Below are 20,783 nucleotides of genomic sequence, written 5' to 3'. Positions count from 1 at the left end.
CGCTGCCTTATTTTCTGTATTTTCTGAAATTATCAGCATTTATGGGGTGTAGCGCAAGTGTGAATGTTAACCCTGAGTAAACCACAAAGAAATCGTATTAATTTTAGACAAAATAGTCGTTTTTCCTCTTTACATCACTAGTAAATTGATTAAAATCTCGCCTCTTCAAAAAGGAGTGTGAATGTTTAACTACAACGGTACAAATGGTTCGTATCAGCTCAGCTTACAAGAACAAATCGTCACGGCGTCTTTTGTCGGCGCGATTAATGGCCGCATGCTCGAATCATTCGCATCGCAATTGCAATCAATCATCAACGACAGCGCGTTGACCCATTGGGGTTACATTAGCAACTCTCAGCGTTTAAGCGCCGCAACCCCAGATGCGCAGCAAAAGATGATTGCACTGGCTAAGCACATGCGTGCTCATGGGTGTCAAGCTTCGGCCTTTGTGATTGACTCGGCGATTGCCATTAGCCAACTAGACAAGGTACGTCAATCGTTGCATTTAGAAGGCAACACCCGCGATATCATCTTCAGCTGTTATGATGAAGCTCTGCGATATGTAAAACAGCAGCTTAATCCCTTGGTGCTGGGCAGTTAACATGAATGTGCAAGTCAGCTCGCCAGAGTTGACTTTCACGTACACCTCTCTAAGCTGCGCTCATCACCATAGAGTTTAAGGAAGGGTTATGAGCGAGCAACACACATATCCAATTGGTATCGCCGGGCAACCATGGTCGAGCGAACACCGTCAACAATGGCAAGCACAGCAAACTGTTCAGCGCAGCTACGCCGATGAAGTGGTAACGAAAGTTAAGGCACTAGCCGACAACTGGGATATCATTGAGTATGGGCAACTGCCCTATGAGCAAAGTTACCCCTTGTTCGCACTAAAGCATAAGCAGTGGCAAAAAGGCCGCCCTATCGCCTTAGTGACCGGTGGCGTGCATGGCTATGAAAGTAGTGGTATTCAAGGCGCTCTCGCCTTTGCCAAGCAGGTTGAGCACACGCAAAGCGCTAACTTCAATATTCTCGTTGTGCCCTGCATCAGCCCTTGGGGTTACGAGACGATCAACCGCTGGAACCCCGATGCCAATGATCCGAACCGCTCATTCTTTGAAGGCTCTGTTGTGCCTGAAGCGCAGTTGTTGTTAGACTTTATCGCTCCTTTTAGTAGCGACATTCTGCTGCATATTGATTTGCACGAAACCACTGACAGCGATAATTCCGAGTTCCGTCCAGCACTTGCCGCACGCGAAGGAATCGTAAACCATAATTGGAATATCCCTGATGGCTTTTACCTTGTCGCCGACAGCGAGCGTCCGCAAGCGTCATTTCAGCGCGCCATTATCGATGCCGTGGCCAAGGTCACACACATTGCCCCTGCCGATGAGAATAACCAGCTTATCGGCGCTGATTTGGTGCAACCTGGTGTTATTGAATACGCTGGACGTAAATTAGGTTTGTGCATGGGCTTAACGCCAGCGCCTTACGTCACGACTACGGAGGTGTACCCAGATAGCCCGCAGGCAACTGAGCAAAACTGCATCGATGCCCAAGTGGCGGCGGCCAATAGCGCCATTGCCTTTGTTGCCGCATTGTAATTTGGCACTTGGCGTAAAAAAGGGTCACATCCAGTGGCCCTTTTTTGTCTCTTTACCTTTATAAGCGTGGCAGCTCACACTGCTTATTTGTAAAAGCGTGTTTCTTTGCGCTGCTGCGTACTCGGATCGCTCGCTTGCTCAACAACAAACGTCAAAGTGCTCACTTTTTTGGCCAGTTCGTAGCCATCAATACTGACTGTCACGGGGATCTCTTTTTGCTCTCCCGGAGCTAAAGAAAGGCCGCCATGCACCGCCAGCTTCGCCCCTTCTAAGCCAGCAATACTGATTTGATACGCTTGCTGCTGTTGGGTTTTATTGACCACCGAGATACGGTAGGGATTCTCAACCCAGCCTCGATAATCTGTACGCGACAACTCGCCCCTATCACGACTAACGTACACCTCCAATGGTGTGCGGCTGCTCAACCACCACGCCATGACCACAAATACCAGCACCGTCATCGCTGCATAACCCAATAGCTTCAGCCGCAGTATAGAGGTTTTACCTCCCTCCTGTTGGCGCTCACTGGTGTAACTGATAAGACCACGAGGATAGTTAAATTTATCCATGGTTTGGTCGCAGGCATCAATACATAAACCACAGTTAATACACTCATATTGAAGACCATTGCGAATATCGATGCCAGCTGGGCACACCTCGACACACAGCTTACAATCAACACAATCCCCCAGTGCGAGCTCTTCACGTGCAACTTTACGCTTGCGTGGTCCTCGGGTTTCACCGCGTTCACTGTCGTAACTGACGATCAGGGTGTCTTTATCGAACATTACCGATTGGAACCGCGAATAAGGGCACATATAAATACACATTTTCTCGCGCAGCCAACCGGCATTACCATAGGTGCACAAAGCAAATAAAAACACCCAAAAGCTGGTTAACCCACCCCAAGTAAAGGCTAGCATCTGTGAATAAAGCTCCTTGGCGGGAATAAAGTAGCTCATAAAGGTGGTTGCGGTGAAAAATGCAATGCCAAGCCAAGCTGCATGTTTGGCTGCTTTTTTCATCACTTTGTTAAAGCCCCAAGGCTGTTTATCGAGCTTTATACGTTGATTACGGGTCCCCTCGATGCGATGCTCGACCCAGGTAAACAGTAACATCCACACCGTTTGTGGACACATATAGCCGCACCATACGCGCCCCAGCCAATTAGTCACAAAAAATAAGGCGAAGGCGCCAGCCATAAATACCCAAGCTAGGATCATAAAATCTTGGGGAAAGAACGTAATAGAGAATATCCGAAATTGTTGTTGCGCCACATCCAGCAACACCGCCTGCTGGCCTTGGTAAGAAATCCAAGGAAGGGCAATAAAGGCAATCATCAATGCCCAACTCATAACCCTACGAATGCGTTGGTAACGGCCTTTTTGTTCACGAACATAAATAGGCCCAGACTGCTTATAGGGCTTAATGATGAGATCTTCTTCTTTAATATCGAACTTCATAATACTTGCTTGTCATTGCTTGAGAACAAGCGGGTATTCGCAAGTCTTGTGCCATAACAATAGGTATTAAAAGCTATAAATTTCAGTGAGTTAAAAAATAGTTTGGACGCAAAATAACGATATATCGACACTTTTATCGATATATCGACACCCTGCCTATTTTTTACTCGCGGTTGACGCCCAATTTTTGCATTTTTGAGCGCAGTGTACTCGGTGCCAAACCGAGCCGTTGCGCGGCTCCGCCCTGTCCATTGATACGTCCACCGCACATAGATAACACATATTCGATATAGCGCTTTTGCTCGCTATCAAGAGTTCTTATCTCTGTGCCTTCTTCGCGCGCCGCCTCCGATAATTGCATATCATCGATATGCACAACTGGGCCTTGCGTGAGAATAGCGGCTCGTTCGAGAATATTCTGCAGCTCACGCACATTGCCCGGCCAGTGGTAGGACTTAAGACGGTTAAGACTGCGCGCACTGATACCTGTGAATTGCTTGGCCAACTTCTGTGATAGCTTACTGAGTAACTGCGCCACTAATAACTCTAAGTCCTCAATGCGCTCGCGCAACGCTGGCACCCGTAGCGGAAAGACATTGAGGCGGTAATACAAGTCCATGCGGAAGCTGCCTTGTTCAACCATGGCCCATAAATCGCGGTTAGTGGCGGCGATAAGGCGAATATCTACTTTCAGAGTTTGCTGCCCCCCGACCCGTTCGAACTCTTGTTCTTGTAATACTCGCAGCAGCTTGCTTTGCGCCTCTAGCGGCAGCTCTGCGACCTCATCTAAGAATAACGTGCCTTTGTGCGCCAATTCAAAGCGCCCTTTGCGCCGCTGTTGAGCGCCGGTAAACGCGCCTTTCTCATGACCAAATAACTCGGACTCAATTAAGCTCGCACTAAAAGCCGCACAGTTCACCTTAACCAAGGGTGCATTGCAACGCTGGGAGCGATTGTGTAGCTGTCGCGCAATCAACTCTTTACCAGTGCCATTTTCACCGAGGATCAGTACCGTACTGTCAGTTTTAGCCACCAGCTCAATCTGTTGCATCATTTGTTGAAAAATGACCGATTGACCCACTAAATCACTGTCTTGCCACTGCGCATTGATCTCTTCTAGCAAGTAGCGATTTTCTGCCTGCAACTGTTCGCTAAGCTCATTCACTCGTGAGAGTGCTTCGCGTAACGCCTGCTCAGTACTGCGCTGCTGTGATACGTCACGAAATATCGCCACAGCACCAATCAGCTGTTGATCTTTATAAATAGGTGTGGAGGTATATTCCACTGGGAATTGACTGCCATCTTTACGCCAAAACACCTCGTTGCTGATCGTCCGTGGTTGGCCGTCGACCACAGTGCGATAGATTGGACACTCACAGGCTGGGTAGTCACTGCCATCAGCATGGCTATGGTGGTGAAAACGGTGGATCTGCTGACCGAGGAGCTCACTGGCTTGCCAGCCGGTCATGCGCTCTGCTGCGGGATTGATAAAGACCGCATTACCATCGCGATCAAAGCCATAAATACCCTCTCCTGCAGCATCAAGCAGCAGTCTAGGATCATGAAGAAAGTGTTTGAGTGATTGGTCCATTACTCATTCCAAGCGAGGTAACGACATATCGTTACTATACTCGCTTGGCAAAGAGATAAACAGAGGCGGCTGACTATAATCCGCTGGTTAGGGTAATTTCACCGGGTTTGACAGCCAGAGCAAGGTCAAAGCGCGATAACAAAGCTTGCTTCGGATCTTGGCTATTGAGGGTATAGACCGGGTATTGACGTAGTGCTTGCGTGACGATGTCTTGCACCTGTTGCGACAGCGGTGCTAGCTTGCCTCGGTAGCCCATGGCATCAACGTCGGCATTAATAATAGTGAAGTCTTGCAGATAAACCGCGTCGTCATCATTGTTGAACACTGGCTTTGCGGCAATACTCAAGCGTACACGCACAGGAACTTTTAATGCCAAAGCTTGGACAAATACAGTGTTATCAACACTGAGTTGCACACTGTCGGGGTGTTGCTTAGGGCCAATATCAACGCCGACATCGTTCACTTGCATGCGCATAGGCATGCCCATAAGCTCGACCTCACCTTGCAAACGCTCACTATTAGATTGCAAGTTCTGCTCCAATTGCGTTGCACTGAGCGAATAAACCGACACAGGGGCGTGCGACGCACACCCCGCTAAGCTAAGTAAACAAACGGCGACGATTAAAAACTTTTTCATTGACTCTCCACGGCTTCGAGCACGCTAACAATACGATTAAGCTGTTGTTGTTCCCCTAGGCATAGGTATTGCTCATTAACCCCAACGGCGTTGAGCCAGGCAATAAGCAAATCATCCAGGCTATAAGCCACACCTTGGTGCTTTTCATCAAGCATGGTCACTTGCTCTTGCATACGCAAACTGGCGTCACTCGATGGACTGTCAATATTAGCTGTCACTTCTAGGCGAACAAGTAATTGTTCAGCGGCTAATGCTAGCTTGCTGTCGCTTAACCAACGCTTATCAAGCGCCTGTCCTTGCGACAGTGCACTGCGTAGCTGTCGATAGTGCGCATGGCGCTGTGCCGCCTGAAGTGTATGTAGCGACTGTTGGGCCTGTGCCAGTAGTTGCTTTTTCATATCCTGCAACGGCCGCTCTACGTTGAGCGCCGATACAGTATGCACCACTTCTTGGTAATCCCCAGCTTCCTTACATGCATTCAGTTGTTGTTGCAGTTGCGCTAACTGTGTTTGTTGCTCATTGAGCAAATCATTATGTACCTGCTGGCGCTGTTCTTTGGCCTCATCACGCTGAGCAAAAACGGCATCATTTATACGTCGAAACGCTAACCATAGTTTACGTTCTTTACTCTTACCCGCGAAGCCCACTTGCTGCCATTGTTGTTGCAAGTCCTTCAATGTATGGGTGGCGGCAAACACATCTTGCTGCTGCGCCTGATGAGCCTGCTCTAGCAGAGCCTCTTTGGCACTGGCATTATGCTGGTAATAATCTTGTACGCGCTCAGCAATCGCCGTTTGTGCTTCGTTGAAAGCTTTGTTGAGCTTATGATAAAGCTTGCTCTCTAACCGTTTAGCGCCGCGCCACTGCTTTAGTAGCTGATTAAATTGGGCTTCTAAAGACACAATATCATGATCCGCTTGCTGTGCTTGAGCATCGAGGGTTTGCATCTGTGCAATCAACGCCTCGCGCTCAGCCACCGCCTGTTCCTTTTGTGCCTGCTGCTCAGCAAAATAGTCGCGACAGGGCGCAAACGCGGTTTCGATTTGTTGTTCAAACTCTTGCTTGGCTTGCGCCTCTACGTGCGGGCCCAATAGTTGCCAGCTTTTACGTAACTTTTTCACTGCGGCTAAACGCTCATTGGCATCGTCACAAGGTGATTGCGCCAGCTCGAGCGCAGCCTCGAGCAACTGCGTTTGCTGTGATTGTCCAGCATACTGATGCCAATCTTCAGCCTCGCTCAAGGTTGTCTTCAAGCTTTCATATTCTCGGCTGACTTGTTGGCGGTAATGCTCGGTGAGCTCTTGATACAGCGTCTCTAACCCATTAAACACGCCGAAAGCAACGCGGTAGCGACCTTGATTAATTAAACGACGCAAGTCTTTTGTCTTTTTGCGCGCTTGGTTAAGGGTTTGCTGCTGCGCATCTAATAGTGGCTGCATCTGCGCAAACCATGCCTTTTTGGCTTGCTGGTATGATTGGCGCCATACGCCAGCAAGCTCTTTAGGTAAGGCCGACAAACTCTGTTGAATCTCTTTCGCAAGCTCAGTCTCACGCATAAGTGCTGCATCAAGCTGAGCTGAGGTTTCAGCAACAGCCATAGCTTGATATTCCTTTAGTCGCTCCCGCAACTGCTCCACATCTTGCTCATAGGCACTAAGTTGTTCAACTTGCTTAAATAAACGCTTGAGCTCTTGGCGCTGACTAGTCAGCTCAGCTCCAGGCTGCAAATCGGGGCTTTGCAACATATCTTCAGCTTGCGCTACTTTGGCATGCAACCAATCGGTTTGAATTTGCTCATTTCCATCGAAACGTAACGCCATGGCATTGCTGATCTCTTCCGCTAGCGCGCTTAAATTGGCCAATGCCAACACACTGCGTTGCTGCGCTTGTTGTTGCGCCTGTTGACGCTCATATTGTTCGCCAAGAATAGCGATATGACGCTCAAGCTTGTTTTTCAAAACGGCAAATTTCTCATCGTTTTGCGTTCGCAATTCTTCATCAAGCCAATGCGTCTCTAGTTGAGCAAACTGATGGCTGTACTGAGTGTATTGAGTTGTGACCAGTTGGTAGTCGTTTTTATCGCGCAAAGCGTTCAGCTGCGCCAACAAGAGTTTACTCTGCTGCGCTACCTGTTGTGGCATGTGTGCTGCTAATTGCTGCTCTTCAATGGCCTGTGCCAACCGTGTTTTCGCTTCGCCTTGAGCATGCTTGACTAGCTTATCTGCTAACTGGGCATTAATCACTAACTGGCACAACTGCAGCTGCAAGGCTTCGTCTGCACCTCTGAACACCTGTTCGGTAAGCTGCGGTTTATTAAGGCGATGAATTAATTTAACTTTCGTTGCTGTGGTTTTCTCTGCTAATGCTAGTTGCTCTAACGTTTTCTCATTGGCGAAACGCTCTAAGTATCGCTCTTTATCTGCGCTCGACAAAGCCTGAGGTGAATGCATTAGCACTTCTGCCACTTTTTGATTGGCCAAACGCTTGATACCCGGCTCGGCGTCACTTTGGCAAGCCTGCCACCACAAATCGATGTCATTGAGTTTTTTTAGTGCTGCCGAGCGCACTTTACTGCTCGGGTCTTGGCTGGCTAATTGCTGCAATATAGCATGGTGTTGTTGGTTATCGAGCTGAGACAATGCCCCTAGGCGCGTGCTCTCATTAGGGTGCTTCCACTTTGGTTTGAATAACTGCTTAAAGATCATTTTCACTAAACCTGGCTATCTCATTGTCTGCTTTGAACTGCTTCTTAAGTTCTTGTTTGGATTTTTGTACTAGCTCACCATTTTCACCAACGGTGAACTGCTCGTCGCTTTTAAGTACTTTGGCTTGATACAACATGACCAACTGCACTGTTTGTTGTTTTTGTTCGTCACTTAGGGGTGTCCCATCTGGCCATTTACCAGTGGCGGCACCATACTGCAGGCGCTCAAAGGTTTGCGGAGTAATTGCTTGGACTAACTGCTCAATATTCATAACTTCTTTCTTTTCAAAAATACCAAACGAACGCGATTAATTAGATACCAGATAAACCCGAGAACGATGGCGCCGTAACAGGCATTTTGCTGCCATGAGCCAGGCTCCGGCTGCTGCCAATACAATACTAAGAAGCCACCAAGGAAAAAGATCAAAGCAATGAAAGATTGATTCATCAACCCCTGTTGCTTTTGCAGTTTAGTTCGCGCGGCTAAACGGCGCTGGTCTTGCTCGTTCATTTGTTCTAGAGCGATATTGCAATGGGGACAGGACTGATGTTTGTCGGAAATCGACTTTTGGCACTGTGGACATGAAATGATGGCCATGCTTACTCCTATTTGCAACTACGCGCCCATAAAAAAAGGCGCCTTCTGGCGCCTCATTGTACTGGTTTTAATTGCTCTTGTCTTTTTCCAATTTCTGCCAGTAGTCTTTTACTGAGTCTTTCATTTCTTTACGCAGTAACATGATGCCAAACAAGTTCGGCAAGGTCATCACCACGATGGCTACGGCGGCGAGCTTCCATACCAACGTGGTGTCGGCAAATGATGCCCAAAAGAAACCGGCCACATAAAATACGCGATACGGCATCACCGAGCGCGAACCCAATAAATAGGTCATCGCCCTATCCCCGTAGTAAGACCACGCTATCGCCGTGGAGAAGGCAAACAGTAATAAGCCTATAGACACGATATACTTACCATTGTCGCCCAAGAAGCCACGCGTAAAGGCTTTCGTGGTCAGCTCGGCGGAGTGCACCAGGGATTTACCCATCACACTGATACTGTCATCAACTATCTGGCCATCTTTCACTTCCACTTCACCGGTGTAGACGTGACGCTCAGTAATGCCAAAACGCAGGTCTTCAGCCACTGAACGTGAGTGCAAAATGGTGAAATCTTTATTTATAGCTTTGCCGTTAATTACGTTGATAGTGCCGTTGTAAGGCGCAACGTCACTGCCGTTACCGTTAAGGTAGTTGTAGAGATCGGTGCGGTCTTCATCACTTTGGTCTGAGTAGTTCCCTTGCAGCACGGTCATTGAACTGCGCTCAAAGTGTGTATCAAATTTTTCGTTCCACACCCCTGATGACAAGATCACTAAACCGGTTAACGTACAAATGATAATAGTGTCGATAAACGGCTCTAAAATTGACACCATGCCCTCGGATACAGGCTCATCGGCTTTGGCTGACGCGTGAGCGATAGGTGCCGAGCCCTGACCAGCTTCATTTGAAAATAGACCTCGGTTTACACCTCGGTTAAAGGCATAAGCAAAGCTAGCACCCAAGAAACCACCGGCGGCGGCTGAGCCTGTGAAGGCCTCGGTAAATACCGAAGCAAACGAAGGGCCTATATTCTCAATGTTATAGAAAATGACCAGGAGCGCGCCAATTACATAGACAGCGGCCATTAGCGGTACGATTTTCGAGGTAATCGCGGCGATGCGTTTAATGCCGCCAAGGATCACTAAGGCTAGTAAGATAGATAGAACGGCCCCTGTGGCCATAGGTTCAAAACCAAAAGTGGCTTCCATACCCTGGGCAATATTATTAATTTGCGGCAGACTACCGGTACCAAAGGAGCTAATAACGGTGGCAATGGCAAATAAAATAGCTAACCACTTCATGTTTAGGCGTTTGTCCATGTAATACATGGGACCCCCTGCCATGGTGCCATCTTCGGTTTTCTCGCGATATTTGTGCGATAGCGTTACTTCCACAAATTTTGTGGTCATGCCGAAAAATGCCGTCATCCACATCCAAAACAGTGCTGCGGGGCCACCGATGGAGATGGCCAAAGCAACACCACCGATGTTACCAGTGCCCACTGTTCCGGACAGCGCAGTAGAAAGAGCTTGGAAGTGCGTGGTATCACCCTGGTGCGATTTTTTATCATATTTACCAGAGACGATGCGCACGGCATGTTTGAAGTAGCGAACCTGAGGGAATTTTAGATAAATCGTAAAAAATAAACCCACACCAAGCAAAACATAGGGGAACCAAACGGAACCACCAAGCATGGAGTCGAGGGTATCAAAGAAGTTTCCTAGGGCATCCACGGGTATATTTCCTCTTTTATTATTATGTCTAACTGCGAACTATGACAGCATCTCACAAGGTTGCGAATATGTTAAAGCATTTGTTATTAAAATGAAGCATAAAAAAGGCGCTTAAACGCGCCTTTTTGTTATCTTAGCTTATCAACCACCGCGATAATGGCGGCTAACGTGTCTTGCCCAAACTGATAGGACCGTCTGTCTGACCAGCCGTAGTCTATATCTGGCAAGTTAGCGTTGTCTTTAAATGGCATCTCTACGGTGTAAGCCAAGGCTTTAAACTCCTCACCAACGGCGCAAGAAGCCACTGTTAGGTTGGCCTCGCCAGGAGCATCCTTGTCATAGCCGAATTCATCTTGGAATTCTGGTGTAATAGTCAAAAGTGCATCTTTAAAGGTGTTTTCTAAATCCTCGAGGCGAGCGTCATAGCTTGGGATCCCCTCGCCGCCAGCAACAAAGTTATAAGGCAGTGCTTCGTCACCGTGGATATCGAGATACATATCCAATCCAACTTCGCGCATTTTGTTTAGCACGAGGTAAACTTCTGGGCTCTGGTCCATGCTCGGGGTAGCCCATTCACGATTCAAGTTAACACCAGCAGCATTGGTGCGCAGATGACCACGCACACTGCCATCAGGGTTCATATTAGGAACGATGTAGAATACCGCTTTAGATAGCAGCTTCGCCGCATGAGGGTCCTCGTCGTCGAGTAATTTATGCAATAACCCCTCAACAAACCACTCGGCCATGGTTTCACCCGGGTGTTGACGAGCGGTGATCCAAATCGCCTTCTTATCATCGCTTGGCTCGCCAATACGCAGCACCGTCATATCGCGACCATCCAAGGTGGTACCGAGGTTTTCAGCATCACAGATAGCATGACTTTGCGCCCAATAAATTAAATCAAGATGACGCTCATAACTGTAAGGGGCAAAATAAGCAAAGAACACCTGAGAACACTCTGGTTCAAAGTCGATGATCAAGGTGCCGTTGTCATAACGCGTAGGCACACGGAACCATGTTTGTCGATCATAGGACGCAACGGCTTGGTAGCCATCCCAGCCCTCTGGGTATGCCGACTCTTTTAAATTATTAATATGCAAGCAGTGTTCAACGAAAGGTGTGGTTTCTAGACGAAAGTGAAACCATTGAAAAAACGCGGACTGATTGTCTTTATTAATCTCAAGTTGGATATCCAGTGGCGATTCACAGGCGATAACCTTGATATTACCACTATCGAAATTACTGGTGATGTTCATACTTTATCCTTTCAGACATGAGAAGTAGTGATGCTCGCAGACTAGCACAGCCCCTGCAGAGCAACAATTAACAACAAAAAAGCCGGTGCGCTAAAAAGCGACCGGCTGTGAACTAACTTGGTTTTTATTAGCGCGGCAAACTTGGGTGGGCAATTTCAGCCATGTCTTGCATACAACGCACAACCTGACAGCTGTAACCAAACTCATTATCATACCAAACGTAAAGCACAACGCGCTCACCATCAACAATAGTTGCTTGGGAGTCCACCACACCGGCGTAACGGCTACCAACGAGGTCTGTAGAGACGATTTCTGTTGAAGCGGTGTAATCGATTTGATCGCGTAGCTCTGAGTGTAACGCGGTCTCGCGTAAGAAGGCATTCAGCTCTTCAACACTGGTCCCCTTTTCCAAGTTAAGGTTAAGGATAGCCATTGATACATTCGGTGTCGGCACACGAATAGCATTACCGGTTAGCTTACCTTCAAGTTCAGGCAAGGCTTTGGATACAGCTTTCGCCGCACCAGTAGAGGTAATAACCATATTGAGCGCAGCAGCGCGACCACGGCGCTCAGCTTTATGGTAATTATCAATTAAGTTTTGGTCGTTAGTGTATGAGTGTACGGTCTCAACGTGACCATTTTTAATACCAAACTTATCATTTAAAGCTTTTAGCGTCGGCGTGATGGCGTTAGTGGTACAGCTTGCAGCACACACAATTTTATCTTCAGGTTTGATATCTTGGTTGTTAACACCGTAAACAATGTTCTTGATATCGCCTTTTGCCGGTGCTGTTAGTAATACTTTCGAAGCACCTTTTGACTCTAGGTGTTGGCCTAGGCCTGCTTCATCTTTCCAAATACCAGTGTTATCAACAACTAACGCATCCTCAATACCATATGCAGTGTAATCAACTTCACTTGGCGAGTTGGCATAAATCACTTGGATGTAGCTGCCGTTAGCTTTAATGGCATTACGCTCATTATCAACGGTGATAGAGCCATTGAAGGGACCATGAATTGAATCACGACGCAATAGGCTAGCACGTTTTTCAAGATCCCCATCTTTACCACCACGTACTACAATGGCGCGTAAACGTAAGTCGGCATACGGGCCTGACTTTTCGATTAACAAGCGCGCTAACAAGCGACCAATACGGCCAAAACCATATAAAACCACATCACGCGGTGCTTTTGGCTCACCTGGATTAGTGATTTCTGCAAGCTCGTCTTTTAAAAATTCTTCTAACGAGCGACCTTTGGCCGCATCTTTATATAGGAAGCTGTAAGCCAATTTACCAATATCGATACGGCCAGAGCTAAGTTCCATGTTGCTGATCGCTTCTAACACCGGGTAGCTTTCGCGCAGACGTAGTTTAGAGTCTTCAAATTGCGCCACGGTTTTGTGCGCTTTGATAATATCGATGGTGCTGGCGTTGACCAGAGGGCGGCCATAAACGGCAATTTCGATACCACGGTTGCGATACAGTTTACCAATGATGGGTTGCATACTTTCAGCGTAGTCTTGGCGTTCTTGCCAGCTGTTCAAGTACTCTTGCTCGTGAGATGAGGTCATTGTTTCTGCCTTTGAAATTTGTTTTGAACGGATATAGCCCGAGGAGGGAATGTGTCATCACAAAGTGAGAGCGTGATCAAGGACAATATACCTCCTAGCAGGCGGGCATATTCTAATGCAAAGCGCGAGCAATAACCACCTCTACATTACTCTTGGGTACAAGGTGTCTCCCTATAACGCTTTGAGCTACAATAAAATCAATGACTAAAGCGGTTTTACACCCATTGACGAAAAGTAACGTCAATTTCAGCGCATAACATGATGGTGTGAGCGCACTAATACAAAGAAAAGGAATAACCATGCGACTTATTATCGGCTTGGCCTTAGTTACAACGTTGAGCGGCTGTGACTCAAGCCTGACAGTGCGGGAAGTCTGTGAGCAAACTCCGGCTATGTGTAATGACTTAAACACAGACAGTCACTGCCGACATGAACGCGCAGAAGTGATCATAAGTCGCTTTCATGAGTATGAAAAGCCGACTTTGGAGCGAAAATACCAATTATTAAAAGACTTTGAACGTTACAGCCAATGTGTCAATCTCGCTTCAAAAATTGAACACATAAAGCTTAAAGAAAAGACCGCCTCACGTTATAAGGGCTATCACACGGCACAAAAAGAAATTAATCGCTTACTTTATGAAACCCGTGGTAGTAATCACCCAGGGCTGCTGTATTTTCACTGGTCGCGTAACAACGATAATAGTGCACTGCAAAAACTGCTGTCGATGCAAGAAGACACAAAAGTAAAAAACAGCCGAGATGCACAGTTTTACCTCGCTAGCTATTACATGAAGGTAGACACCGAAAAGACCTTGGATCACTTATACCGTAGTCTTGAGCTTAATGGTGCTGAACAACAGCCTCACCCTGAAGTGCTTACTTCACTGGTCAATATTTTCTATCAGCAAGAACAGTATAATTTAGCGTATACCTTTGCGGTGGTGGCCAAGCAGGCCGGCGTGGAAAACATTGACTTTGCGCCTTTGCGCGCAAGAGCCTTAGATGACGGGCATGATCTCGAGCGCCTAGATACCTTAGCACAAACTACTTACGAGCAAATCATGAGCGGACAATTCCGCTCGCCCCGCTCATAAGTAAATTCCATAAAAAGTAAAAAGCAGCCTTCAGGCTGCTTTTTTATTACTTTAATTTGCTAGTGCCCACTTCAACACGGGTTTTTAGCTTTTGTCCGGGTCTAAAAGTGACCACTCGGCGCGCCGAGATAGGAATATCTTCTCCGGTTTTGGGGTTACGACCTGGTCGCTCTTTCTTATCACGAAGATCGAAGTTGCCAAAGCCGGAAAGCTTAATTTGCTCCCCATTTTCTAAAGCTGAGCGGATTTCTTCAAAAAACGCTTCAACTAGTTCTTTGGCATCCTTTTTATTGATCCCCAACTTCTCAAATAGGTGTTCAGCTATGTCGGCTTTGGTAAGCGCCATATCTAGTCCCTCAACGATGCGTTAAACTCTTTGGCCAATGCGGCCACGACGTTGTCGACAACTAAGTTGATTTCTTTCTCTTCGAGCGTTCTATCAACCGCCTGCAGTGTCAGAGCAATTGCCAAACTCTTATAATTTGGCTCGATACCTTTGCCCTTATACACATCGAATAAGTTTAGGTCAACCAATTGATTTCCGCCAACTTTTTCTATAGTGGCTAAAACATCACCTGCATGAACCTTGTCTTCCACCAAAATCGCGATGTCTCGGCGGTTCGATGGGAACTTGGATATTCCTACAGCTTCTGGAAGAACACGGGTAGCCACTGCGGCTACTTCGATTTCAAAGACATAGGCTGCACCGTTAATACCAAGCTGCTTTTGCAACTGTGGATGCACAGCACCAACAAAACCGACCTGCTGCCCATCAACAAAGATAGCGGCACTTTGGCCCGGGTGCAAACCATCACATTGCTGTGCTTTGAAACTAAAGCGCGCACTGTCATTGCATAACGCCAGTAACGCTTCCACGTCCCCTTTGACATCATAGAAGTCGACCGCGCGGCTTGGTACATTCCAATGCTCGCCATAACTTGTGCCCGAGACAATGCCACCAAATACGGCCTGCTGACGCACGCCATTTTCAGCTTGTTCATCAGCAATGAACTTCAGTCCATGCTCAAACAAGCGCACGCGTGGTTGCTGACGATTTTGGTTGTACACCAACGCATTCAGTAACCCCGGCATCAACGATAGACGCATGACCGACATGTCCGCCGAAATAGGGTGCGGTAAATGCAATGCTTGCTCATCGCCATGAATGGCAGCCTGGACCTTAGGATCAACAAAGCTATAAGTAATGGCTTCTTGATAACCGCGCGTCACTAAGGTATCGCGCAAACGCTTAACCGGCACTGACGCTTCGTTGTGAGCTGTCATGCTAAGTTTCGCCATTGGCGCAACATTAGGAATATTGTTGTAGCCATAGACCCGAGCGACTTCTTCGATTAAGTCTTCCTCGATGCGAATATCAAAGCGATAACTGGGCACATCGGCCTGCCAAGTACCGTTTGTGAATTGGACGTCTAGGCCTAACCGACGCAGGATATTGGTCACGGTTTCATCATCGATATGATAGCCAATCACACGGTCTAAACGTTCACGACGTAAAGTAACCGCTGTGACCTTTGGTAACTGCTCTGTAGCAACAGCCTCAACAACAGGGCCAGCTTGACCTCCGACTATATCAAGTAACAATGCCGTAGCACGTTCCATTGCGTCACGTTGTAGCGCAAAATCAACTCCGCGCTCATAACGGTGCGAGGCATCAGTGTGCAGCCCATAGCTTCGTGCCTGACCGGCAATAGCGACAGGGTTAAAGAAGGCACTTTCAAGTAAAATATCGCTGGTTTTCTCGGTGACCCCAGAGCCCTCACCACCAAAGATACCCGCCATGGCTAAGGCTTTATTATGATCGGCGATCACTAGCGTCGATTCATTGAGTTTCGCAGTGTTGCCATCAAGCAAAACCAGTTCTTCACCGCCATTGGCACTGCGTACCTTAATACCACCTTCAATGGCGGCTAAGTCAAACGCATGCATCGGGTGGCCCAGCTCAATCAACACATAGTTGGTGACATCAACCACAGGGTCAATAGAGCGAATACCACTGCGGCGCAATTTCTCAACCATCCACAGCGGCGTTTGCGCATCAAGATTGATGCCCTTAATTACGCGACCAAGGTAACGAGGGCAACCTTGCTCGTTAACTAGCTCAATGCTGACTTTATCATCAATGGTGGGCTCTACTGGCGCAATCGTCAGTTCATTCACGTCCAGGTTGTTTAGCACCCCTACTTCGCGAGCCAAGCCTTTAATACCCAGGCAATCGCTGCGGTTCGGCGTTAAATCAACATCGATAATATGGTCATCAAGGCTTAGGTACTCACGTAAATCGGTGCCAATGGGCGCATCGGCTGGCAATTCCATAATGCCATCGCCCTCTTCACTGATACCTAGCTCTACAAATGCGCAAAGCATGCCATGCGACGGCTGACCACGCAGCTTGGCCTTTTTGATTTTAAAATCGCCGGGTAATACCGCGCCGACTTTGGCCACTGCCACTTTGATACCTTGGCGACAGTTAGGCGCGCCGCACACAATATCAAGTAACTCATCATCACCGACGTTTACTTTCGTCACACGTAGTTTATCGGCATCAGGGTGCTGACCACACTCGACAACTTCGCCGACAACCACACCACTAAACTGACCTGCAGCTGGCTCTAATGCATCCACTTCCAGTCCCGCCATTGACAGCTGCTCCGCAAGTGCGTCGCTATCGATGGCCGGGTTCACCCATTCACGTAACCACTTTTCACTGAATTTCATTTATCACGACCTCTTAACGGAACTGGTTTAGGAATTTCAAATCATTTTCGAAAAATGCGCGTAAGTCATTAACGCCATAGCGCAACATGGTAAGGCGCTCTACCCCCATACCAAAGGCAAAACCAGTGTATTTTTCAGGGTCGATATTAACTGAACGCAACACATTCGGGTGCACCATACCGCAACCAAGAACCTCTAACCATTTGCCGTCTTTACCTTTCACATCAACCTCTGCCGATGGCTCAGTGAATGGGAAGTAAGAGGGGCGGAAACGAATTTCCATATCTTCTTCAAAAAAGTTACGAAGAAAATCGTGCAGAATGCCCTTGAGTTCAGTGAAGCTAACGTCTGTATCCACCATCAAACCTTCAACCTGATGGAACATCGGCGTATGCGTTTGATCGTAATCGTTACGATACACACGACCTGGCGAGATAATACGCAAAGGCGGTTGCTCAGTTTCCATGGTACGTATTTGTACACCACTGGTTTGCGTACGTAATACTAACTTGGGGTTGAAGTAGAAGGTATCGTGATCCGCGCGTGCCGGGTGATGTGCAGGAATGTTCAAGGCATCAAAGTTGTGGAAATCATCTTCCACCTCTGGCCCTTGCTTCACCGCAAAACCCAACTCACCGAAGAAAGATTCGATGCGTTCAATGGTCCGGGTAACGGGGTGAATGCCGCCGCTGGCCATATTGCGCCCAGGTAAGGTGACATCAATGGTTTCTGCTGCCAGCTTTTGCTCTAATGCTTTTGCGTTCAGCGCTTCACGCTTTTCATTGATCGCTTCAGTCACTTGCTGCTTGGCTTGGTTAATCACTTGGCCGGCGCTCTTACGCTCTTCTGGCGCCATTTTACCAAGCGTTTTCAGTAACCCGGTAATTTCACCTTTCTTTCCAAGGTAGTTTACGCGCACATCTTCTAGGTGCGCGATTTCGCTGGCTGAATCAACCGCCTTTAAGGCGTCAGCCAAAATCGCTTCTAAGTTCATCGGATACCTGACTAGGGTGATAATTTAAAGTGTTTATTTAACCACTTATGATAACCAAAGGGCCGCTCTGATTCTAGCCCTGAGCGGCGCTTTCTATAGCTTTAAAGTGGCTTTTATAAACGGAATGGTAAGCTTTCGCTGCGCTGCCATAGAGGCATGATCAAGTGTGTCCAATACATCGAGTAATGCACGCATGTCACGGCTTAAGCGCGTCAATAAAAAACGCGCACAATCATCAGAAAGTTCTAAACCGCGCATTTTCGCTCTATTTGTTAATGCTTGAGCCTTATCATCATCGCTCATCGAGCGGATTTGTAAGGTAGTGCCCCATTTCAGACGCGATTCTAAATCCGGCAGCGTAATATTAAGCATATCCGGCAATAAATCGGCGGAAATCAGCAACAGCTTGCCCGGCTCATTAAAACGGTTGAAAAAGTTGAATAAGGCTTTTTCCCAGGTCTCATCACCGGCGACTAAGTGCAAATCGTCGATACATACCACATCGAGGGTATCGAGCCCCTCTAACACCTGAGCGCCAAACTGCTGCACTTCACTTAACGACAGCAGCATACTGGACAAGCCCTGCTCTTGGGCATGGATACAGGTAGCATAAAGTAAATGCGATTTACCCGAGTCCCCTAACCCACATAAATAGGTGTACTGAAATTGCTGTGTCAGGTGTTCAAAGGCCGCTTTTAAGTGATTAACCTCTAACGAGTCTTCGCCACCAAAGTAACTGGCGTAGGTTTCATCATCAGGTAAAGTAACAGGCAATGCCAGTTGCGAATGCTGCATCATCAGTTATTGCCACGCATACTCAAGATCGTCATTGCTAGTGGAGTAATAAAACTTATCTGGGTCGCGATAATCACTAAAGTAGGAATCAAGCGTCAGTGCTTTGCGCAAGTCATCAACACTGCCAGTATGACTGACATTTATTTCAATAAACTTTTTAGCAACATGACTGACGTTGGCATCAGTGACCACACTTAGACTACGTAACCGCCGCAAGGCATACTCGATATCAACAAAACTGGTGGTGTTATACAGCTTAAGCATTTGCTGCTGTGCGTCATAGCCAGAAGCCGCATCAATTGCATACTCACTGGCAAGGGCACTGGCTAGCGCGTCGACCATATCGAGAATAACCTGTTGCTTGTCGCCCTTGTGTCGGGTGGCCTCGAACTGATCTTCATTGGTAAAGCGCCAATCGAGCTCCCACGCTCCGGAGCGTTCATCTTGATAGAGTCTCGCTGACACAACGCGTTCTGCCATATAGCGCTGCGAAGCGATGTCCAGCGAGTCACTGAAATTTCCCCATACGTCGGTGACTTCGACATGTTGTCTGTCTTCAAGGTCGAGTAAAGGAGTAACAATGGGGAGCCCGCGACGAGAGGCACGATCTGACAGTAACTCCTCGACTTGCGGGTGGGTATCAGCAGTGAGCAGCTCCCGTCGCCAGCCATCTTCAATCGCCAACCAAATGACCACCAAAGGACGGCGATTGCCCCACAGTGGCAAGCCGGCTTCTCTGACTAAGGTATTGACCTTGTTGCTGTCAAATTGCACGTTTAAGTATGATTGCCCTTCGTTATCGCCGTATTCAAATTTAGTCATATAATCGGAGATATCAGATAATGCGCCCCGCACAACCTGGTTGTTCGTTGCATCAGGCTCGCCCGTGACCTTGATCACTACATTTAATAATGCGTTCTGACTTGCCGTGACCCGGCTGGCACGAGTTTTATCATCTACTGGCTGTTGATACTGGTACAGCCCTTTTACTTCTATCGCCTGACTTGAAAAGGCGATAAACATTGCACATAGCAGGAATAAATTACGGATCACGTTGCTTCATACCTCAATCATAATGCCCTGATCCTAAAGCAAAGACTAAAACAAAGCAAAAGGTTCGCTAAGATTAACAACGGCTATGAAGAGAGCCTGAATATAGGCAGTTTACAATGATTGATGTATCCCTGTGTTGTGACCCTGACTAGATGCTGCAAGGCTGAGGCCTTGCCTACAGGTGCGGTGACAGATGGTGCTGTGTTGTGGGTCAGGGTTTACCCTGACTGGGGTGATGCAAGGCTAAAAGCCTTGCCTACGGATGCGATGAGTGGCGGTGCTGTGTTGTAGGTCGGGATTTATCCTGACTGGGGTGATGCAAGGCTAAAGCCTTGCCTACAAGTGTGGTAAAGGGTGATGCTGTGTTGTAGGTCAGGGTTTTACCCTGACTGGGGTGATGCAAGGCTAAAGCCTTGCCTACAAGTGTGGTAAAGGGTGATGCTGTGTTGTGGGTCAGGATTTATCCTGATTAGGATGACGCAAGGCTAAAGCCTGGCCTACAGGTGTGGTGACAGGGGTTTCGGTGTGTTGTAGGTCAGGATTTACCCTGACTAGGATGATGCAAGGCTGAAGCCTTGCCTACAGGTGTGGGGTTCTTTTCTACACGCATAAAAAAACCCGCTGCACTTCTGCAACGGGTCTCTCTAATTAGGAGCCTGGTGATGACCTACTTTCACATGGGCGAACCCACACTATCATCGGCGCAGTTCCGTTTCACTTCTGAGTTCGGCATGGGGTCAGGTGGGTCCAGAACGCTATTATCACCAAGCATAAACTTGGCCTAACACGGCGTGTTAGTCATTTGGAAAGCTGTACAAGTAAATCTACTTTAGTCTCTTAACTTCTGTGCTTAAACAGTCACATACAAACCACTTTGGCGTTGTATGGTTAAGCCTCACGGGTAATTAGTACAGGTTAGCTTAACGCCTTGCAGCGCTTCCACATCCTGC

Annotated in this window: 17 protein-coding genes and 1 rRNA gene; 3 read left to right on the top strand and 15 right to left on the bottom strand. The window is 47.7% G+C overall.

What is annotated here, in order from left to right; translation table 11 throughout:
* The first annotated feature begins 181 nt into the window (after positions 1 to 181).
* Both MHM94_RS03485 and MHM94_RS03480 read left to right on the top strand, forming a co-directional pair.
* The gene (locus tag MHM94_RS03485) at positions 182 to 601 is read left to right on the top strand and encodes a hypothetical protein (RefSeq protein ID WP_045978637.1); all 420 of its coding nucleotides are present in this window, start codon (positions 182 to 184) and stop codon (positions 599 to 601) included.
* 88 nt (positions 602 to 689) lie between these two features.
* Positions 690 to 1,604 (top strand): M14 family metallocarboxypeptidase, encoded by a 915-nt coding sequence (locus MHM94_RS03480; protein ID WP_235419137.1) that lies wholly within the window; start codon positions 690 to 692, stop codon positions 1,602 to 1,604.
* 83 nt (positions 1,605 to 1,687) lie between these two features.
* On the opposite strand, the gene ccoG is transcribed toward MHM94_RS03480, so the two are convergent.
* From ccoG to MHM94_RS03435, 9 genes are all read right to left on the bottom strand, one after another.
* A complete protein-coding gene (gene ccoG / locus MHM94_RS03475) occupies positions 1,688 to 3,067 on the bottom strand; it encodes a cytochrome c oxidase accessory protein CcoG (RefSeq protein ID WP_138547143.1) in 1,380 nt (459 codons plus the stop codon).
* Positions 3,068 to 3,230: 163 nt separating this feature from the next.
* Entirely contained in the window at positions 3,231 to 4,658 is a 1,428-nt protein-coding gene (locus MHM94_RS03470) for a sigma 54-interacting transcriptional regulator (RefSeq protein ID WP_235419138.1), read from the bottom strand.
* 73 nt (positions 4,659 to 4,731) lie between these two features.
* Positions 4,732 to 5,295 (bottom strand): DUF1439 domain-containing protein, encoded by a 564-nt coding sequence (locus tag MHM94_RS03465; protein WP_235419139.1) that lies wholly within the window; start codon positions 5,293 to 5,295, stop codon positions 4,732 to 4,734.
* On the bottom strand, positions 5,292 to 8,000 hold the full coding sequence (locus MHM94_RS03460; protein ID WP_235419140.1) for a DUF349 domain-containing protein: 2,709 nt from the start codon (positions 7,998 to 8,000) through the stop codon (positions 5,292 to 5,294). The genes MHM94_RS03465 and MHM94_RS03460 overlap by 4 nt, the downstream gene beginning before the upstream one ends.
* Positions 7,990 to 8,271: a DUF1315 family protein gene (locus MHM94_RS03455; RefSeq protein WP_022943608.1), complete on the bottom strand. Its 282-nt coding sequence runs from the start codon at positions 8,269 to 8,271 to the stop codon at positions 7,990 to 7,992. Before MHM94_RS03455 ends, MHM94_RS03460 begins: the two co-directional genes overlap by 11 nt.
* The gene (locus MHM94_RS03450) at positions 8,268 to 8,597 is read right to left on the bottom strand and encodes a hypothetical protein (RefSeq protein WP_022943607.1); all 330 of its coding nucleotides are present in this window, start codon (positions 8,595 to 8,597) and stop codon (positions 8,268 to 8,270) included. The genes MHM94_RS03455 and MHM94_RS03450 overlap by 4 nt, the downstream gene beginning before the upstream one ends.
* A 67-nt stretch (positions 8,598 to 8,664) precedes the next feature.
* A complete protein-coding gene (locus MHM94_RS03445; RefSeq protein WP_026110926.1) occupies positions 8,665 to 10,332 on the bottom strand; it encodes an AGCS family amino acid carrier protein in 1,668 nt (555 codons plus the stop codon).
* A gap of 128 nt (positions 10,333 to 10,460) precedes the next feature.
* The gene (locus MHM94_RS03440) at positions 10,461 to 11,588 is read right to left on the bottom strand and encodes a M14-type cytosolic carboxypeptidase (RefSeq protein WP_130144824.1); all 1,128 of its coding nucleotides are present in this window, start codon (positions 11,586 to 11,588) and stop codon (positions 10,461 to 10,463) included.
* 127 nt (positions 11,589 to 11,715) lie between these two features.
* The gene (locus MHM94_RS03435) at positions 11,716 to 13,161 is read right to left on the bottom strand and encodes a glyceraldehyde-3-phosphate dehydrogenase (RefSeq protein WP_022943604.1); all 1,446 of its coding nucleotides are present in this window, start codon (positions 13,159 to 13,161) and stop codon (positions 11,716 to 11,718) included.
* Between the two features lie 299 nt (positions 13,162 to 13,460).
* On the opposite strand from MHM94_RS03435, the gene MHM94_RS03430 reads away from it, so the two are divergent.
* A complete protein-coding gene (locus tag MHM94_RS03430) occupies positions 13,461 to 14,255 on the top strand; it encodes a DUF2989 domain-containing protein (protein ID WP_151172912.1) in 795 nt (264 codons plus the stop codon).
* Positions 14,256 to 14,301: 46 nt separating this feature from the next.
* Here MHM94_RS03430 and ihfA read toward each other — a convergent pair whose 3' ends face one another.
* From ihfA to rrf, 6 genes are all read right to left on the bottom strand, one after another.
* A complete protein-coding gene (gene ihfA, locus MHM94_RS03425; protein ID WP_022943602.1) occupies positions 14,302 to 14,601 on the bottom strand; it encodes an integration host factor subunit alpha in 300 nt (99 codons plus the stop codon).
* A gap of 2 nt (positions 14,602 to 14,603) precedes the next feature.
* Positions 14,604 to 16,991: a phenylalanine--tRNA ligase subunit beta gene (gene pheT, locus MHM94_RS03420; RefSeq protein WP_235419141.1), complete on the bottom strand. Its 2,388-nt coding sequence runs from the start codon at positions 16,989 to 16,991 to the stop codon at positions 14,604 to 14,606.
* Positions 16,992 to 17,004: 13 nt separating this feature from the next.
* A complete protein-coding gene (gene pheS, locus MHM94_RS03415; protein WP_022943600.1) occupies positions 17,005 to 17,985 on the bottom strand; it encodes a phenylalanine--tRNA ligase subunit alpha in 981 nt (326 codons plus the stop codon).
* 93 nt (positions 17,986 to 18,078) lie between these two features.
* Complete coding sequence (gene hda, locus MHM94_RS03410) at positions 18,079 to 18,780, bottom strand: DnaA regulatory inactivator Hda (RefSeq protein ID WP_235419152.1); 702 nt, start codon at positions 18,778 to 18,780, stop codon at positions 18,079 to 18,081.
* A gap of 6 nt (positions 18,781 to 18,786) precedes the next feature.
* Positions 18,787 to 19,833, bottom strand: coding sequence for a DUF2066 domain-containing protein (locus MHM94_RS03405; protein ID WP_328283029.1), 1,047 nt, complete (start codon positions 19,831 to 19,833; stop codon positions 18,787 to 18,789).
* Between the two features lie 654 nt (positions 19,834 to 20,487).
* A 5S ribosomal RNA gene (gene rrf / locus MHM94_RS03400) occupies positions 20,488 to 20,602 on the bottom strand.
* Between the last annotated feature and the right edge of the window lie 181 nt (positions 20,603 to 20,783).

The organism is Pseudoalteromonas sp. CNAT2-18.1 (assembly GCF_022347865.1).
In the GTDB taxonomy this organism is placed as follows: Bacteria; Pseudomonadota; Gammaproteobacteria; order Enterobacterales; family Alteromonadaceae; genus Pseudoalteromonas; species Pseudoalteromonas ruthenica.
Note: the sequence above shows the minus strand (reverse complement) of the source record. Positions and strands in the feature narration are given on the sequence as shown.

Bases quoted from the DNA above. Each gene is read 5' to 3' on its own strand.
- MHM94_RS03480 (WP_235419137.1), top strand. From the start codon at position 690: ATGAGCGAGCAACACACATATCCAATTGGTATCGCCGGGCAACCATGG.
- ihfA (WP_022943602.1), bottom strand. From the start codon at position 14,601: ATGGCGCTTACCAAAGCCGACATAGCTGAACACCTATTTGAGAAGTTG.
- MHM94_RS03465 (WP_235419139.1), bottom strand. From the start codon at position 5,295: ATGAAAAAGTTTTTAATCGTCGCCGTTTGTTTACTTAGCTTAGCGGGG.
- MHM94_RS03460 (WP_235419140.1), bottom strand. From the start codon at position 8,000: ATGATCTTTAAGCAGTTATTCAAACCAAAGTGGAAGCACCCTAATGAG.
- pheS (WP_022943600.1), bottom strand. From the start codon at position 17,985: ATGAACTTAGAAGCGATTTTGGCTGACGCCTTAAAGGCGGTTGATTCA.
- MHM94_RS03440 (WP_130144824.1), bottom strand. From the start codon at position 11,588: ATGAACATCACCAGTAATTTCGATAGTGGTAATATCAAGGTTATCGCC.
- pheT (WP_235419141.1), bottom strand. From the start codon at position 16,991: ATGAAATTCAGTGAAAAGTGGTTACGTGAATGGGTGAACCCGGCCATC.
- MHM94_RS03435 (WP_022943604.1), bottom strand. From the start codon at position 13,161: ATGACCTCATCTCACGAGCAAGAGTACTTGAACAGCTGGCAAGAACGC.
- hda (WP_235419152.1), bottom strand. From the start codon at position 18,780: ATGCAGCATTCGCAACTGGCATTGCCTGTTACTTTACCTGATGATGAA.
- MHM94_RS03455 (WP_022943608.1), bottom strand. From the start codon at position 8,271: ATGAATATTGAGCAGTTAGTCCAAGCAATTACTCCGCAAACCTTTGAG.
- MHM94_RS03485 (WP_045978637.1), top strand. From the start codon at position 182: ATGTTTAACTACAACGGTACAAATGGTTCGTATCAGCTCAGCTTACAA.
- ccoG (WP_138547143.1), bottom strand. From the start codon at position 3,067: ATGAAGTTCGATATTAAAGAAGAAGATCTCATCATTAAGCCCTATAAG.
- MHM94_RS03470 (WP_235419138.1), bottom strand. From the start codon at position 4,658: ATGGACCAATCACTCAAACACTTTCTTCATGATCCTAGACTGCTGCTT.
- MHM94_RS03450 (WP_022943607.1), bottom strand. From the start codon at position 8,597: ATGGCCATCATTTCATGTCCACAGTGCCAAAAGTCGATTTCCGACAAA.
- MHM94_RS03430 (WP_151172912.1), top strand. From the start codon at position 13,461: ATGCGACTTATTATCGGCTTGGCCTTAGTTACAACGTTGAGCGGCTGT.